Source organism: Paenibacillus sp. 01T431, from assembly GCF_056398625.1.
In genome coordinates, this window is record NZ_JBFTPT010000014.1 from 83,829 (window position 1) to 98,760 (window position 14,932).

At 44.1% G+C, this 14,932-nt stretch carries 16 protein-coding genes and 1 other annotated feature (1 of these 17 running past the window's edge); of the genes, 10 read left to right on the forward strand and 6 right to left on the reverse strand.

Going from position 1 to position 14,932, the window contains the following annotated elements; all coding sequences use genetic code 11:
- Window positions 1–155 (reverse strand) — a binding site (T-box leader); it reaches 83 nt to the left of the window's first position.
- 244 nt (window positions 156–399) lie between these two features.
- Window positions 400–1,089, forward strand: a complete 690-nt coding sequence (locus AC1DM9_RS24095; RefSeq protein WP_477582604.1) for a class I SAM-dependent methyltransferase — start codon at window positions 400–402, stop codon at window positions 1,087–1,089.
- A gap of 103 nt (window positions 1,090–1,192) precedes the next feature.
- Window positions 1,193–1,531: a hypothetical protein gene (locus AC1DM9_RS24100; RefSeq protein ID WP_076268806.1), complete on the forward strand. Its 339-nt coding sequence runs from the start codon at window positions 1,193–1,195 to the stop codon at window positions 1,529–1,531.
- Window positions 1,532–1,695: 164 nt separating this feature from the next.
- On the opposite strand, the gene AC1DM9_RS24105 is transcribed toward AC1DM9_RS24100, so the two are convergent.
- The 5 genes from AC1DM9_RS24105 to AC1DM9_RS24125 form a co-directional block, all read right to left on the reverse strand.
- Complete coding sequence (locus AC1DM9_RS24105; protein ID WP_076268805.1) at window positions 1,696–1,911, reverse strand: hypothetical protein; 216 nt, start codon at window positions 1,909–1,911, stop codon at window positions 1,696–1,698.
- Window positions 1,912–2,155: 244 nt separating this feature from the next.
- Entirely contained in the window at window positions 2,156–2,836 is a 681-nt protein-coding gene (locus tag AC1DM9_RS24110) for an S-layer homology domain-containing protein (protein WP_477582607.1), read from the reverse strand.
- Window positions 2,837–2,908: 72 nt separating this feature from the next.
- Complete coding sequence (locus tag AC1DM9_RS24115) at window positions 2,909–4,108, reverse strand: MFS transporter (protein ID WP_441878590.1); 1,200 nt, start codon at window positions 4,106–4,108, stop codon at window positions 2,909–2,911.
- A 39-nt stretch (window positions 4,109–4,147) separates the two neighbouring features.
- Window positions 4,148–5,275: a Gfo/Idh/MocA family protein gene (locus AC1DM9_RS24120; RefSeq protein WP_477582609.1), complete on the reverse strand. Its 1,128-nt coding sequence runs from the start codon at window positions 5,273–5,275 to the stop codon at window positions 4,148–4,150.
- Entirely contained in the window at window positions 5,268–6,101 is an 834-nt protein-coding gene (locus AC1DM9_RS24125) for a sugar phosphate isomerase/epimerase family protein (RefSeq protein ID WP_441878594.1), read from the reverse strand. The genes AC1DM9_RS24120 and AC1DM9_RS24125 overlap by 8 nt, the downstream gene beginning before the upstream one ends.
- Window positions 6,102–6,463: 362 nt before the next feature.
- Here AC1DM9_RS24125 and AC1DM9_RS24130 point away from each other — a divergent pair, with 362 nt between their 5' ends.
- The 7 genes from AC1DM9_RS24130 to AC1DM9_RS24160 all read left to right on the forward strand — a co-directional run bounded on the left by AC1DM9_RS24130 (window position 6,464) and on the right by AC1DM9_RS24160 (window position 13,404).
- A complete protein-coding gene (locus AC1DM9_RS24130) occupies window positions 6,464–7,864 on the forward strand; it encodes a stalk domain-containing protein (protein WP_477510807.1) in 1,401 nt (466 codons plus the stop codon).
- Window positions 7,865–7,883: 19 nt separating this feature from the next.
- A complete protein-coding gene (locus AC1DM9_RS24135; RefSeq protein WP_076268799.1) occupies window positions 7,884–8,747 on the forward strand; it encodes a phosphate ABC transporter substrate-binding protein in 864 nt (287 codons plus the stop codon).
- Between the two features lie 164 nt (window positions 8,748–8,911).
- Window positions 8,912–9,874 (forward strand): phosphate ABC transporter permease subunit PstC, encoded by a 963-nt coding sequence (gene pstC, locus AC1DM9_RS24140; protein WP_477549117.1) that lies wholly within the window; start codon window positions 8,912–8,914, stop codon window positions 9,872–9,874.
- A gap of 14 nt (window positions 9,875–9,888) precedes the next feature.
- Window positions 9,889–10,779 (forward strand): phosphate ABC transporter permease PstA, encoded by an 891-nt coding sequence (pstA, locus tag AC1DM9_RS24145; RefSeq protein WP_430056169.1) that lies wholly within the window; start codon window positions 9,889–9,891, stop codon window positions 10,777–10,779.
- Window positions 10,780–11,051: 272 nt separating this feature from the next.
- Entirely contained in the window at window positions 11,052–11,543 is a 492-nt protein-coding gene (locus AC1DM9_RS24150; protein ID WP_477510809.1) for a DUF1648 domain-containing protein, read from the forward strand.
- 94 nt (window positions 11,544–11,637) lie between these two features.
- Window positions 11,638–12,414, forward strand: a complete 777-nt coding sequence (locus AC1DM9_RS24155) for a 3'-5' exonuclease (RefSeq protein WP_076268796.1) — start codon at window positions 11,638–11,640, stop codon at window positions 12,412–12,414.
- A 111-nt stretch (window positions 12,415–12,525) separates the two neighbouring features.
- Window positions 12,526–13,404: a DMT family transporter gene (locus AC1DM9_RS24160; RefSeq protein WP_339209500.1), complete on the forward strand. Its 879-nt coding sequence runs from the start codon at window positions 12,526–12,528 to the stop codon at window positions 13,402–13,404.
- Between the two features lie 213 nt (window positions 13,405–13,617).
- On the opposite strand, the gene AC1DM9_RS24165 is transcribed toward AC1DM9_RS24160, so the two are convergent.
- Window positions 13,618–14,202: a LysE family transporter gene (locus AC1DM9_RS24165; protein WP_441878601.1), complete on the reverse strand. Its 585-nt coding sequence runs from the start codon at window positions 14,200–14,202 to the stop codon at window positions 13,618–13,620.
- A 63-nt stretch (window positions 14,203–14,265) separates the two neighbouring features.
- Between AC1DM9_RS24165 and AC1DM9_RS24170 the strand changes: the two genes are divergently transcribed.
- Window positions 14,266–14,871, forward strand: a complete 606-nt coding sequence (locus tag AC1DM9_RS24170; protein WP_441878874.1) for a helix-turn-helix domain-containing protein — start codon at window positions 14,266–14,268, stop codon at window positions 14,869–14,871.
- The last annotated feature ends 61 nt before the right edge of the window (window positions 14,872–14,932 follow it).

Sequence of the window (14,932 nt, forward strand, 5' to 3'; positions counted from 1 at the left end):
GTTCCCGTTAACGCTGGAAATGCGGCAGAGCTTACTCTCGTTCAGCCTGCTTCTCGGAGATGGCTTTCCGCTACTACCCGAACGTTGGTTTTCAGCTGCCCCAACTCTCTGTTCGATCAGGCCCATAACGTACTCTTTCTCGTCATCGAATGTAAAAGCTATTTGACTTGCCATATGTGTTCATCAGTGATCTTAAAATTTTACCAATCGTACCATCAAAAACTCGAATACGCAATACCCATTTTTTAACGGATTGAAATCGATTCTTTCATAGTTTAAAACTATAAAGTATATTTATATTATATATTTCCATTATGAAACAATCATCTATAATATACTGTTTAACTCAAGTGAAAATGAAAAATCAGCACTCAGCCCACTATTCGAGGAGGCATTATTGTGAATGAAAATGTGAAAAAACAGTTTGATGCTGTCGCGCCTGAATATGACCGTCAGCGCCGCCAACTGATCCCCTGCTTTGATGATTTTTACAGCTTAGCAACCGACTTGGTTCACTGTGATAGCGATGCCCCGCGTATACTCGATTTAGGTGCCGGAACAGGACTTTTCTCATCTATGATTCGCAACAAATACCCAAATGCCAATCTTACTCTTATCGATTTGAGCGAAGAAATGCTAAAGGAGGCGCAATCTCGCTTCGGAGCTGACCCATCAGTCAGCTATATAGCTGCTGATTATTCAAGCTACCCTTACACAGAAAAATACGATGCCATCATCTCCTCCTTGTCCATCCATCACTTATCGCATCCAGCAAAACGCGACTTATTTCATTCCGTTCATCAGCTTTTAAAAGAAGGCGGCAGCTTCGTTAATGCTGATCAAGCAGCGGGCACAACCGCTTATTGGGATCAATATTATATGTCGCAATGGACAACAGCCATCCGGCAAAGCGGTTTAACCACAGGCGCAATCGAAGCGGCCATCCAGCGCCGAAGCGTCGACATTAATGCCACTGTAGAGGATCAGCTTAGATGGCTGAGTGAGGCTGGTTTTGTTCATTCCGACTGCGTATATAAAAATAATGGCTTCGCTGTTTTTGCAGCATTTAAACATAAAACCAGTTCCTAACCGAATAGGACAAAAACACAATAATTACAAATCGCTTGCAATCCCTTTAATTCCTAGTATAATACTAGGTATATAAACAAAACGGAGATTGGAGCTGACCAGCATGACTTATTCCGAGAAACAAATTGCAGCAAAATGGGTTGATGATTATTTGGATCTTTATAACTTTGCTGTAATGATCGGAGATGCAGAGTGGCAGCAACAAATCCTTCAAAACCTGCGCGCCAAAGATAACCATATCCGCCTTGAAATCGAACATGGCATTCGTGTCGATCTATGGCTTCGCTTCGATCAAATCAATCGTAAAATGCTTGATATTTACGAGCAGCTTCGGAATGCACATAATTCGGAGCAGCAGATTCAGCTAAGAGAAAAGGTTTGGGAGTTTAAGCTTCAACGGGTTATGATCGCCAGCAAGCTGAAAGCCCACTATGCGTTATAAGGCAAAGGTTCGAGGCGCAATGGTGAAGGTCTAGAAATAAAAAAAAGCCTGCATGCAGTTGGCTGCTCTGCTTAGCTATGTAGGTAAAAACGATATACGACGGCATGCCGCGAACAGCTCTGCCGATTATTCTAACCTCTATGAATGGTCAGATTCATAGATGATTACATCGATACTTGCTCCATGTCACGCATCATTTGCATCATCATCGTGGACATTTCGTCACATTCCTGCATCTTCATCATCATCATGTTCATATCCATGTTGTCCATCATTTTCATTTCCATCATCATGTCCATCATCATCTTCATGGATTTCATCTTGCACATCATTTCATCCATGCACATGTTCATCATCATTTGCATTGCCATCTTTTCCATTACCGTTCACCTCCCAAAAGTTTCCTATACAGAAGATACTACAGCCTTGAATTAATTTCAAGGTTTTTTTACATTTTTTATTGATTTTTCAAAATAAAATGTGATATAAATAAAGATTACCCTTTTATATCTTATTACTCCGCTTGGAATTATCGCGTTGCTAGGAAAAAATAATATTAAAATAAAAAGGCAGTTAAGGAGGCTGAAATAACCCCCAATTAACTGCCATTCCCTATTTCATTTTTTATTCAGCTGCTCCCTGCTCGGGTTCCGCCTTTTCCTTATGCGCCTCAATAAAGCTTTGTGTATCATACAGCATTCCTGCCGCTTCAGCACGGGTTAAAACATGCGCTGGATCAAAGTTGCCCTTCTCATCTAGAGACGCAATCTTGTATAGCAGTGAACGCTGAATGGTTCCTTGATATGCCGTCGTAATATCCTTTTCGTCCTGGATATTAATAAACATTTTGATCGTCGGATATTGACCGGTAAGCTCTAACGCTTGAACAAGATAATGCGTGAACTGCTCTTTCGTAAGTGGCGCTTGCGGATCAATATCAGCCGGGATGTCCAAACCGTTGTAGTGTGCAATGATGAAATCCTCCGCGTACCACGCATCGTTTTTCACCTTTGTATAGAAACCATCAGCGGTAGGCGCACTAGAAAAATCAATGGCTGCTAGGCTAATTTGCGTCGTTCTCACGATCAAAGAAATGCCTTGTGCTGCCGTCAAATGATCCTCTGGATGGAATGCCGTATCGCTCACTCCTTTAATAATTCCTTGCTGCTGCAAAGCTTCAATCTTTGCTTTGCTGCCAATGTTTGCGATATCGCCAAATGGAGCCGCCGCGAAGGCTTGTGCTGCAATAGATGTAGAAAGCATGACCGCGACTGCTGTTATGGCTAAACTCCGTCGTTTCCTCATGGTCGTTCACCTCTCCTATAACATGATGTCCATTCTCTTATTCGAACGACCATAAGACAAGAAAGGTTGCAGTTATCCAGCATGAGAGCTTATTTTGCTGCTCGTGCCCACTTCTCTGCGCAGCCGCGCAAACAACAAGAAGAAGCCAACAATCCCGAGCGCAGCCATGACGCTGCATAATTGATACATCGCCTGCGGACCCATTTGCTCAAACACCCAGCCTCCGAGAAAGCCCGCCGCAATACCTGACAAGCCTCCCCAAGTAAGGGCATAAAGCGCTTGTCCGGATGCTCTGAATTCAGCAGGCACAAGCTGTACGGCCAGCTGCGTGCCAATATAATAGTAGCCGCCAAATGTTAAGCAGTGCAGCACTTGGATATAAATAATTTGCTGAGCAGTGTCTGCGTTTGACATCAGGAACCAGCGCAAGGCGAATAGGATACTGATGACAACGAGGCATAATACCATCGTTTTTGTATTTTTTTTCAAATACCGATCAAGCAGCAAGAAGACTGGAATTTCAAATATGGATGACCAGAAGGCCGACCAACCGATTAAGGAAGCCTCTCCGCCCAATTCCTTAATATACAGCGGGATAAATGTCGTATTCATAGAGTTAGGAATGGAGATCACTAGACCTATGATTAAGAACAACAAGAAGGAACGGTTCACGAACATCGAACGGTAATTCACTTTGCCGGCAGGGGCTGCACCCTTCGCCTCGCCCTTTGGCAGCGTAAAAGCAAAAGCAAGCGAGATAAGCATCATGACCGAATAAATAATCCAGAGACGCTCAATGCCAATTTGCCCGATCACAGGACCAGCCACCAAAGCGATAAACGCCCAGCCGAGTGAGCCGAACAAGCGAAAAGCGCCGAATTTATGGTTCGTTCCTTCAATGCTGTTCAGAATGAGACTGTTGCTCTGTGAAAATAAAGGCATTTGAAAAAAGAAAAAGAACAGCATACAGGCATAAATGATCGTATACGATTGATATAAAAAGACGAGCTGCATGACAAGCATGCTGCCAATAAGCATTACGATCAGAATTAGCCTGACATTGCGGAATCGATCGCTCAAATAACCCCATAGCGGGTTCGCGATGATGGAAACAATCGGGCCGCCGGCCATTAACGCACCAATCTCAAGCGTAGACATTCCAATGGATTGCAAATAAACAACAAAAAACGTACTGTAGACGGCAATCGCGCCATATACAAAAAAGTTAAACGCTTTAATTAAATGAAATGTACGATTCTGATTCTGATTCATATCCAAGTCCCTCGTCTTGCTCTTTAGCTTAGCACTTCTTTAAAGCTCTACAGCAGAAGTACGTGCGCGTACAATAACTTCGTCCGCGCTAACCTCACGTCCAAGCTCCTCTGACATATAAATGCCTTCGCTAATGAGCATCGTATTCAGCGCGATTTCCGCTGTTGGCAGTAGTGGCACTCTGCCTTGCAGAGCTGCGATCCAGTGATGCTGAGATGAGCTGTGGGCATCCTCATTCTCATATAAGCGATTCCTGCGCAGGTCCATCATATCAAGGTCCAGCGTACTGTCCATATCCATATCACAAACCGTGTTATGGAAGCTGAAGGACTGAGCCCCCGGTCCTGTCTGCTCGTTCGGCAAGCGTACGCCACCCTTGGAACCGGCGATACTGCTGCCCTCGAAGCCGCCAAGATGAACAGCCCACGCTTCTACGATATCAAGCGTCAAACCACCGCTGAACCGAATCAAGCCTGTAGCCAGCTCCTCTACATCAAAGCCGCTTTGTTCCCTTCTCTCTTGCAGCATATCCGTCTCTTGATAAACTTTCCCTGAAATTCTTTCAACCTGCGGGTTGCCTAATAAATAGAGCAGCTGTGCAATGTGATAGACGCCCATGTCGAGCAGCGCGCCGCCTGCCGCTGTTTCCTTGCGCGTAAAATAAGGCGTGCCATAACCATCAACAAACGGTCGATTTCTTCGGCGAAAGCCTGACGAGCGGGCATGGTACAGCTTGCCCAGCATGCCGCCATCAATTAATGTTTTGGCAGCTTTCGTATCTTTACCATATAACGTGTAGAGCTGCACATGCAATTGTTTTCCACATAGCTTCGCAGCATCGACCATAGCCTTGCCATCTGAATAGGTTCCTGCAATCGGCTTCTCACAATAGACATGCAAGCCCGCCTGCAGCGCTGCGATCGTTACCGGTGCATGGAAATTGTTGTGCAGGCACACGTCGACCGCGTCCAAATCATCACGCTTCAGCAGCTCTCTAAAATCAGAGTAGGCATGAGGGATATCATAATGCTCAGCAACTCGTTTAGCTTCCACTTCATTTAAGTCGCATACAGCAACAAGCTCAGCGCCAGCGATATTTTTATATTTTTCGATATGCATTTTTCCAATTTGTCCTACGCCTATAATGCCAATTCGTATTTTATTCATAGTGCTGAGCCCCTCTGCCTGATTGCTGATCTGCCTCGATCAGAAGCTTCTTCACCTTCGTAATAAGCAGCTCCGTTTCTACGTATTGATTTTTTGGCGCATTATATTCTACTCCCCAATATCCCTTGTACCCTGATTCTTGCAGCATATGGATCGTCTCCAAAGCATGAGTACCGTCAGCAGTTTCTTCGTCAAAATGGGTATGATACGCCCAAGGCGCAACGATGCTGTCTCCTTCTGCTTGATTCTCCTTCCAACGGCCTAAATGAACAAGAAAACCAAAGGCTGGATGATCAACTGCCTCTGCGAGACGCTTCATCTCATTTGGATTTAGTGACGCACCCATATGGTTCTCTGGTCCAATTAGAAAGCCATGGTCAGCCGCATATTGGGAAAATTCCTGGTATCTTTTTACCGTATATTCAAATTGCTCGTCGCTCATTGCTTCCCAATCCTCGTAGCTGCCTCCCGTATCAATACGGACGGTTTCTGCACCTAAAATAACGGAAGCTTTCAAATGAAGGAGAGCATTATCATACAAATGCTGTCTCATTTCCTTGTCTGGGTCCCACAAATGAGCACCGTCGATCGCAAAATTAACGACCCGCATTTCTTTTTCATCGAGCGCCTCACGTATTTTGCGAATATAGCTTTCATCGGCCAGCTTCATAATAGGCTTGCTGCTGCGATCTATAAAAAAGCCATTCCACAAATCGACCACATCCATCCGATACCGGTATTTTACCGTTTCCAAATATCCGAAAATATCCATTTTTCCTTCTAAATACGTGTTGTTGAATGAATAACCTCCGATTGAAATGTTCATTGATTGGTCCTCCTATAAGTGAATAGATTTGCGAGCATACCCCCATTATAAACCTCGTTCAAAAAAGACCATGGTGCACTTTCTTCTTATAGTGGGGTAAATTTCTACTATTTCCTTCTTAAAAGAAGGAAAATTGGATTTAGGTGGTAATTTTCCTATCTTTACAAATTCGATACAATTTCTAAATATTGGGATGATAATTGATTGTTATGATCAGGTAGAAATAAACGATTCGTTACAAAATGTATTGATCTAGCGCTGCCTGGGAGGGATCAAGCCAACCGTATATACTGACCGAGTATGCCTTGGATTGTATTAATAAAAAAAAAAAAATACCCATTTGAGAAAGGTGACCCAATTCCATGCAAATGAAAAAAGCAATGGCAATCTCGATGATCGCAGCAGCAATTAGCGCATCAGCAGTTACTCCGGTATTCGCACAAACCGCTTCAGTAAAGCAAGCTGCACAAATCAGCACAGCAAGCTTTCTAGTAAATGCTAATCCAGTAACTGTTCGTACCGTTGTAGACGGCGGCGTTACACTCGCTTCTGTTCGGGACATGACAAACGCGATCGGCGCGACTCTTCACATCAACAGCGATCATACGGTAGTTGTAAAGTTTGGCGACAAAACGCTGAAGCTAAAAATCGCTGCAAAAACAATGAACATAAACGGTGTTGCAACTGCACTTCAACATCCAGCTATTGAAGTGGCTTACTCCACTTTCATCGAGCCTACAGCATTCGTTGAGGCACTTGGCGGCACTTACGAAGACAACAACATACATACGGTTCAATTGCTTGATAGCGCTGAGCATGCAATCTGGGTTAACTCCAAACAGCTTATCGTATCGAACACGGCTGGCGAAGGCCGCGAAGATTTCTTAGTTGATGCTGTTACTGGAAAATATGAGCTGCTTCTAGCATCCTCTGACACTTCCGATCTTATTTTGTCTCCTGATGGCAAAAGTGTAGCTTACTCCGATGCAAACGGTGCAGTATTCACAATCGATCTGAGCACAAAACAAGCGAAACAAGTAAGTACGGACAACTCGATCAAAAATGAGCTTCAATGGTCAAAAGACGGTTCTTCCATCTTCTTCTTACAAGGCGACAAAAGCTCTGTCATCGCAAAGCTTGCTATAGCTGACGGCAAAGTATCCAAAGTATTGGAAGATAAAGTAGATTACAAGGCAAACCTTGAAGTATCTGCAGACGGCACTAAATTCGCTTTCTACGTCTTCAAGCAGCCGAAAGTAACGGCAGACAGCAGCAAAGACGTTGAGCTTGATGATGTTGCTATTGATGCAACAGGCACTGAGCCGCAAATCTACTTCTATAATTCTACAGTTGGTGATAATAAACCTGTACAGCTGACAAAAGAAGCAACGGATAAAGTTTTCCTTAAGCTGGCAGCAGACGGCTCCAAAGTAAGCTATGTTAGCGTAAGCTCAGACGAAGCAAGCGTTGGTCAGCTCGTAACGGTGGACAATACAGGCAAAGCAAGCACGCCTCTCTTCGCTGACAAAGACGTTTACCAATTAGTTCAAGGCGGAAGCAAGCTCTATCTGCTTACAGCTGACGGAAACAGCACTAACGCAATCTACGAGATTGACAGTGCTACAGGTACGAACAAACTTGTGCAAACCGTATCGGACAGCGCAACAGAATTAGTCGTATCGGGCAGCTCCGATTTCGCAGCACTTATTGATGGTCAATTGGCAGTATCCGTTCAAGGCAAATGGAAAAACATCACAAACTAATTAATGGAGGTCATTCCTAATGAAATGGTTTAAACAATTAACAATCGCAGCGCTTATCGCTGTTATCGGCTTCAGTTCCGTTCCTGCATCAACACCTACGGCTACCGCAGCTAGCAAGCTTAGCGGCAAAATTGTCATCAACGGCTCCTCTGCTCTTCTGCCGTTGACACTTCAAGCATCAAGCGAGTTCAAAAAATTGAATCCAAAAGTAAAAATCTCAGCTTCCGCTGCTGGATCGATTACTGGACCGCAAGCTGTACGCAAAGGCATCGCAGACATCGGAGCAGTTGACTGGGACGCATCCAAAGATGTTCCAGGCTTCAAAAAATTCGAAGGCCAAGTTGCACATAAAGTAGCTATCATTCCTTTCGCAGCTGTTGTTAACAAAAACGTAACTGCAACAAACCTAACGACTAAAGACTTGCAAGGCATCTTCTCCGGTAAAATCAAGAACTGGAAAGAAGTTGGCGGCAAGGATGCTGATATCATCGTTGTAAACCGTACTTTCGGTTCCGGTACTCGTGTTAACTTCCAAGACAAAGCGCTTGATGGAACAGATTTCATGAGCAAAGGCGACAACTACAAAGAAGTAAAAACAAGCGGCGACATGAAGTCCGCAATTGAAACAACACCAAACGCTATTGGTTACATGGACCTTGCTTATGTAACAGACAAAATGACTGCTGTAAAAATCAACAACATCGAACCAACTGAAGCTAACGTTATTAACGGGAAATACAATGTATGGGGCTATGGCTACTATATGACAAAAGGCGAGCCAACTGGCGCTACAAAGGAATTTATTAAATACGTACAAAGCACAAAATTCCAAAATGGTTCGCTTAAAAAGCTTAAATTCATTCCGATCTCAGCTATTAAATAGTTAAAAACAAGAGGAGCGGTCGGCTTGCGCACAAGAGCGCTTAAGTCGATCGTTCTTTTCTTTCATCGCATGAATCATTATCCCCATTTATATTTTATTGCGAAACAAGCTTAGCTGCTCTAGAAACAGCTAGGGCGGGTTTCGCACAGAGGAGCCTATAATTTATGTTGGAGTCCACTCATGCTGCAAGGCAGCCGCGTCTCTCTTCTGAGCTCGGCAGCGCGATCTTGACTGGCAGCAGCAAGCCGTTTGACCGGAGATCGCGCTTGTTTTTCACGAATCGTATGTTTCGTTACTTGTGCATAGCAGCAGCCGGTTTTGTTTGCCTCATCCTCTTACTCATATTGCTGCTTATGTTCCGTACCGGCATTTTGACATTCGGCAACATTTCACTAGCAGATTTCTTCTTTTCCACGGAATGGAATCCCGAAAATGAGCAATACGGCGCGCTTATTTTCATATTCGGCACCTTCGCCCTGACAGCTTTGACGCTATTAATCTGCGTCCCTATTTCCTTAATCATTGCAGTATTTCTGTCTGTCTTTGTACCGCCGTGGCTTAAAAACATGCTGCGTCCGGTTCTTGACCTGCTCGTCGGAATTCCGTCCGTCGTTTATGGCTATTTAGGCTTGACCGTTCTTATTCCTCTGATTCGAAATGTTACCGGAAGCGGAATGGGCGATGGGCTGCTTGCGGCAGCGCTCGTGCTTACAATTATGGTTTTGCCTACTGTAAGCCGTATAAGTGATGACGCGATTAGCGCTGTACCAGCCAAATTCAGCGACGCTTCCTATGCGTTAGGCGCTACTCGTTTTCAAACCGTATGGAGAGTATTGCTTCCTTCAGCCAAAAGCGGAATCATGTATGCCGTCATTCTCGGCATGGCGCGTGCAGTCGGCGAGACGATGGCTGTCGTTATGGTTATTGGCAATACGCCTCAACTGGCAGACAGCTTGCTCAAGCCAACCTCCGTTCTTACGAGCAACATCGTTATGCAAATTTCGAATGTTCCTTTTGATTCAACTTGGAACTATGCGCTCTACTTAATGGGCTTCTTGCTCCTCGTTATTTCGCTGCTTATGATCGTTGCCATTCGCTGGCTTCAAAGAAAGGGGTCGCAAGTATGAAACAAGCATTAGATATGAACCCATTAGCAAACCCCTTTAGCAGCAAAAAAGGACTTAACCGCTTTAAAGACCGTCTGTTTACAGGTATTGTTTGGTCGTTAGGCATTTTAATCATCGCTTTTATTTTTGGCCTTCTTTTTCTAATTCTTCAGGACGGTCTTCCAAAAATAACATGGGATTTCATATTCGGCTTGCCGAGTGAAATTGAAGAAGGCGGCGGTATTGGCCCTACTCTGCTTAACTCCTTCTACATCTTATTTATCTCTTTGCTCATCTCTATTCCGCTCGGAATGGCAGCTGGCATTTATTTGGCCGAGTTTGCACCTGACAATAAGCTGATCGGCTTCGTACGCATTTGCGTGGAAGGACTCGCTTCCGTACCGTCTATCATTTTCGGCTTGTTCGGTATCGCTCTATTCGTTGAATATTTCGAGATTGGCTTGACCATCCTTGGCGGTGCAGTCAGTCTAGCTTTTCTTAACTTGCCTGTACTAACCCGCGTAACAGAGGAGTCCATTCGCGCTGTACCGAAAGAGCTGAAGAGCGCTTCCTTTGCACTTGGCGGTACGCATTTGCAGACTATTACTCGCGCACTTATTCCGGCTGCGCTTAACGGCATCATCACAGGGATCTGCCTTGTTGCCGGCCGCGCATTCGGCGAAAGCGCCGTAATCATCCTAACTGCTGGTGTTACGACATCCGGTGAAATGTGGGATTTCAGTCTCTTCTCGCCAGGTGCTACACTTGCCGTTCATCTGTGGTATGTACAATCCGAAGCCATTGTTGGCGACGCTCAGGAGATTGCTCAAAAAGCGGCAGCCGTGCTCGTATTCGTTGTCCTGCTGATCAACTTAGTGTTCCGTATCCCGCTTTGGCTGAATTCCCGCCGTATGAAACGCTCTTAAAAAACTAAGAGCCTCAAGCTAAAACGGCTTCAGCGTCCTTTGGAAGCTGAAGCAGCTTTGACGGAGAAATATAAGCCTTCTATAAATATCAAACTTATAAATTCTTATATTTGAACAAATAAGTGATCGAGCAACTCCAGCCTTAGCCCTCCCCCGGCCTAGGCTGGAGTTTCTTATTTGGAAAATTACTGTAAAAAAGGTTACTATCCGCAAAGCCATAAGTTATAATTAAAGGGTATGCACATGAACAGAGATAAGGCGGTGCTGCCACTATGGCGAATTTACCTAAGCTTACTATTGCAAAATCAAATCTTGAAAGATGGCATGATGGAATATCGGTTCTACTCCTGCTCTCGTCCGTCATCTATTTAATTGTAAAATGGCCTGATCTTCCGCAAACGATTGCCATTCACTTTAACGGGAGCGGCGAGGCTGACGGATGGGGAAGCAAAGCAGCACTCGTCATTTTACCGATAATCTCATTCCTTTTATTTGCTGGGCTTGCGCATTTACGCAAAATTCCACATGAATTCAATTACATGACCACCATTACAGAGCAAAATGCTCCATACCAATACAAAACCTCCATCCTTCTGCTAAGCTGGATCAAGCTTGAGATTGTAGCCTTATTCGCTTATGTGCAATGGGCTGCCATTCAAGTAGCTTCCGGAGGCGCCTCTAAGCTTGGCATATGGCTGCTTCCTGTGATCCTCGTCATTCTTATTGGCACGATTGTCTTTTATGTGATGAAATCAAAAAAATAAACCTGCTGCGGCGTTCTACCATATTGTAGTTTCCATCTGGATAACTTTTTCTGATAGAATGAATAACACAGGCTATCTATCGGAGGTTAAGATTTTGGACTACATTATATTGGATATTGAATTTAACGGACGAAAATTTGCAAGCGAATTACCTATGGAGGTTATTGAAATTGGCGCGGTTCGTCTCAATAGTTCACTTGAACAGGTAGATGAATTTTCCGCATTGATTAAACCGATTTATTTCTCCAAGCTGAACAGCTTCATTAAGAAAAAAACAGGCATTCCACAGGAAGACATCGACGTAGCAAGCCGTTTCCCGAAAGTAATCGGGGATTTCACCGCATGGCTCAAAAAAAGCGACTCCTTCCTGCTGTTCACTTGGGGCGGCGAAGATTTGAAGAGGATCGTCTATGATACGCGCATGCATAAGCTCGATGACAGCTTCTGGATGGCTGCCGATTATTTCGATCTCTTGAAGGGTTACATTCGCTATAAGAACGTAACGAACGATGTCAGCGTCGAAGCTGCGCTCATTGATCTAGAAATCACAGCTGAAGGCTCAGCGCACCGGGCACTCGATGATGCTCGTATGACGGCTGAGGTATTCCGCAAAATTTTTGGCGAGCTGGATTTCGAGCTTAAGCAGCAGTTCAAGGATATGTACACGAATGCAAAGGAACGCAGAATGGTTAAAAACGCGATTCGCTCTATGAACGCGCAAAAGATCGTTCCACAATGGGAAGTTTTCGCGGAACGTTATTTAGCAGGCAAAGCCTCATTCGAGGATGTAAGAAAAGTGACGGAGCTTCAGCAGTATTTTGACGCAGAACTCGAGAAGGCTGGGAAAACTTCAGCTGGACAAGCCGGATAGCCGCAAAAGCTGTTATGTTTGATCATAAATATAATAAAGCCCCCTGATCCTTCCATCGCAAATGTTGCAAATGGACTCAGGGGGTTTATAAGTATGGGAGAAATTACAACGATGAACCGCAGCACCAAGTCTTTAGCTACTTATGAATTGTTATACATTATTGGTATTATCGCTATATCCTTTTCTTCCATTTTCGTTCGTTGGTCAAATGCTGACGTTGCCGTCATCGCCATGTACAGGCTCTATCTAACTAACCTGATCATGCTGCCGCTCGTCTTTAAATACCGCACGGAAATGTTCCAGCTCAGTGCCAAGCAGTGGAGACTGCTCACCCTCTCCGGCGTCATGCTCGGGCTGCACTTCTTGTTATGGATGGCTTCTCTGCGGCTGACCACGGTCGCAAGCTCTACCGTTATTTTGACATTGGAGCCTGTTATGGTTATGCTCGGCTCCTACTGGCTGTTCCGTATTAAAGCAAATCGCATGATGCTGTGGGGGATGGGGATCGCGCTGATCGGCTCCATCGTTATTGCATCGGGAGACTTTTCCCTCTCAAGGGATGCGTTGATCGGTGACGTTCTGTCCTTTCTAGGCGCAGCTGCTGTTGCTGTTCATATGATGATCGGCAAGGAATTGCGTAAGGATATGAGCGCATTTACTTATAATTTCTGGGTATTCGCACTTGCTGCGACTTCACTTGCCGTCTACAATCTCGTTCGCGGCAATTCCTTTACAGGCTACAGCCCGCAGGAATGGGGCATTTTCTTGCTGCTCGCGATCGTACCGACGCTGTTCGGGCATTACTTGTTCAATTGGCTGCTGAAGCATATGAGCGCAGCAGCCGTTTCCATGGCTGTACTGGGTGAACCTGTCATCGCCTCCTTGCTCGCTTGGGCTCTTTTAAAGGAAGCACTAACGGCTTATCAAATGGCAGCCGGCGTACTTATCTTGTTCGGCGTGTGGCTATTCATACGTCATGGCAAGGAGTAGAAGCTAAGAACTGCAGCAATTATCGAATTTTTAAAATGGATTAGATCCTCATAATACAAACAGCGGCAGATCTGGACGAGAAAATAAGTCCTGACTGCCGCTGTTTTATTAAGCTGTAGTGCTCCGTTAACTTAACCATAAGAAAGCTTGCTGCCAAAGCCAAACAGCTCCTTTTTCAGCTCAACTATCCTGCCCTTCTGTCTGAACAATCCCCTACAAATGCATGGTAATTGCACTATAAATCAATAATAATCCCATGAATATATTGAACTTTTTCTCATGTGCAGCGAGAAATTTTTGAAATAATGCACCAAAAACAGCCCAGCAGGATGTGGCTACCAGTCCTACAAAGGCAAGGAACATCGAAAACAATAATAAGCTTATATTTGATTTGTAAAATGGCATGATGAACGTCGAAATCGCTGTGATCCCGTATAATATCACCTTAAAATTAACGAACTGCAGCAGCATGCCCGATAAGAATGAATTCAGCTGCCCATGATTATCTCCATCACTACGGTGTGGTTTACTCTTCATTATTTTAAATGCAAGATAAGTCATATACAGGCTTCCTAATATATTCATGACAAATTTCATTTTAGGAACGAAGCTATATAATAGCAGATTGAAATAACAACATAAGAGCATTAATAGTAAGAAACCAGTTGCTACACCAAACAGAAAACGAATAGACTTCTTCATTCCATATCGGCTCGCATTAGACATCGCCATGATGTTATTTGGCCCTGGCGTAAATGTATTCACAATAACATAAATCAAAAAAGGAGCTAAAGCCATTATTTAAATCCGCCTCTCGTGTGCTATACTTGAACAAGATGTACTTTTTAACGCATGTACGTTATGATTATACAATACGAACGCTATATCGCACAATCGAGGAGGCTAATTATTTTGGAAGATATCAATTATGTACTTGCCAATAACCTAAAACACCTGCGGGAGCTACAAAAACTTAGTCTTGATAAGGTAGCAGAAATGACAGGGGTCAGCAAAACGATGTTAGGACAAATCGAACGCGGCGAATCCAACCCTACTATTGGAACCGTATGGAAAATAGCTAATGGTTTAAAAGTTTCATTCACTTCCCTCATTAACGAGCCGCAATCCGATACAGTCATCGTTCGCAAAAATGAAATACAAACACTAACAGAAGATAACGGTAGATTTCTGCTTTATCCGTTTTTCCCCTTTGAAGAAGGCAGACGATTTGAAATGTATTCCGTTGATATGGAAATAGGCGCTTATTTGAGTTCTGAATCACATAGAGAAGGTACACAGGAGTTTTTAACCGTGTTTGAGGGTGAGCTTACCGTTCGTGTAAATAATGAAGAATATACAGTGAAAACGGGCGATTCCATACGTTTTACAGCCGATACTCCCCATGTCTATCACAATTCAGGTGATTGTATTGTGAGGATCAGTATGGTCATTTATTATCCGTCTTAAAAAGAGGCTGTTCCATAAGTAGAATACTCTACTTTTGGAACAGCCTCTTTTGTTTTAATCA

Excerpts from the sequence above, each read along its gene's own strand:
- AC1DM9_RS24170 (WP_441878874.1), top strand. The coding sequence starts at position 14,266 with ATGATTATACAATACGAACGCTATATCGCACAATCGAGGAGGCTAATT.
- AC1DM9_RS24150 (WP_477510809.1), top strand. The coding sequence starts at position 11,052 with ATGGCGAATTTACCTAAGCTTACTATTGCAAAATCAAATCTTGAAAGA.
- AC1DM9_RS24125 (WP_441878594.1), bottom strand. The coding sequence starts at position 6,101 with ATGAACATTTCAATCGGAGGTTATTCATTCAACAACACGTATTTAGAA.
- pstC (WP_477549117.1), top strand. The coding sequence starts at position 8,912 with ATGTTGGAGTCCACTCATGCTGCAAGGCAGCCGCGTCTCTCTTCTGAG.
- AC1DM9_RS24100 (WP_076268806.1), top strand. The coding sequence starts at position 1,193 with ATGACTTATTCCGAGAAACAAATTGCAGCAAAATGGGTTGATGATTAT.
- AC1DM9_RS24120 (WP_477582609.1), bottom strand. The coding sequence starts at position 5,275 with ATGAATAAAATACGAATTGGCATTATAGGCGTAGGACAAATTGGAAAA.
- pstA (WP_430056169.1), top strand. The coding sequence starts at position 9,889 with ATGAACCCATTAGCAAACCCCTTTAGCAGCAAAAAAGGACTTAACCGC.
- AC1DM9_RS24165 (WP_441878601.1), bottom strand. The coding sequence starts at position 14,202 with ATGGCTTTAGCTCCTTTTTTGATTTATGTTATTGTGAATACATTTACG.
- AC1DM9_RS24115 (WP_441878590.1), bottom strand. The coding sequence starts at position 4,108 with ATGAATCAGAATCAGAATCGTACATTTCATTTAATTAAAGCGTTTAAC.
- AC1DM9_RS24130 (WP_477510807.1), top strand. The coding sequence starts at position 6,464 with ATGCAAATGAAAAAAGCAATGGCAATCTCGATGATCGCAGCAGCAATT.
- AC1DM9_RS24105 (WP_076268805.1), bottom strand. The coding sequence starts at position 1,911 with ATGGAAAAGATGGCAATGCAAATGATGATGAACATGTGCATGGATGAA.
- AC1DM9_RS24135 (WP_076268799.1), top strand. The coding sequence starts at position 7,884 with ATGAAATGGTTTAAACAATTAACAATCGCAGCGCTTATCGCTGTTATC.
- AC1DM9_RS24160 (WP_339209500.1), top strand. The coding sequence starts at position 12,526 with ATGAACCGCAGCACCAAGTCTTTAGCTACTTATGAATTGTTATACATT.
- AC1DM9_RS24110 (WP_477582607.1), bottom strand. The coding sequence starts at position 2,836 with ATGAGGAAACGACGGAGTTTAGCCATAACAGCAGTCGCGGTCATGCTT.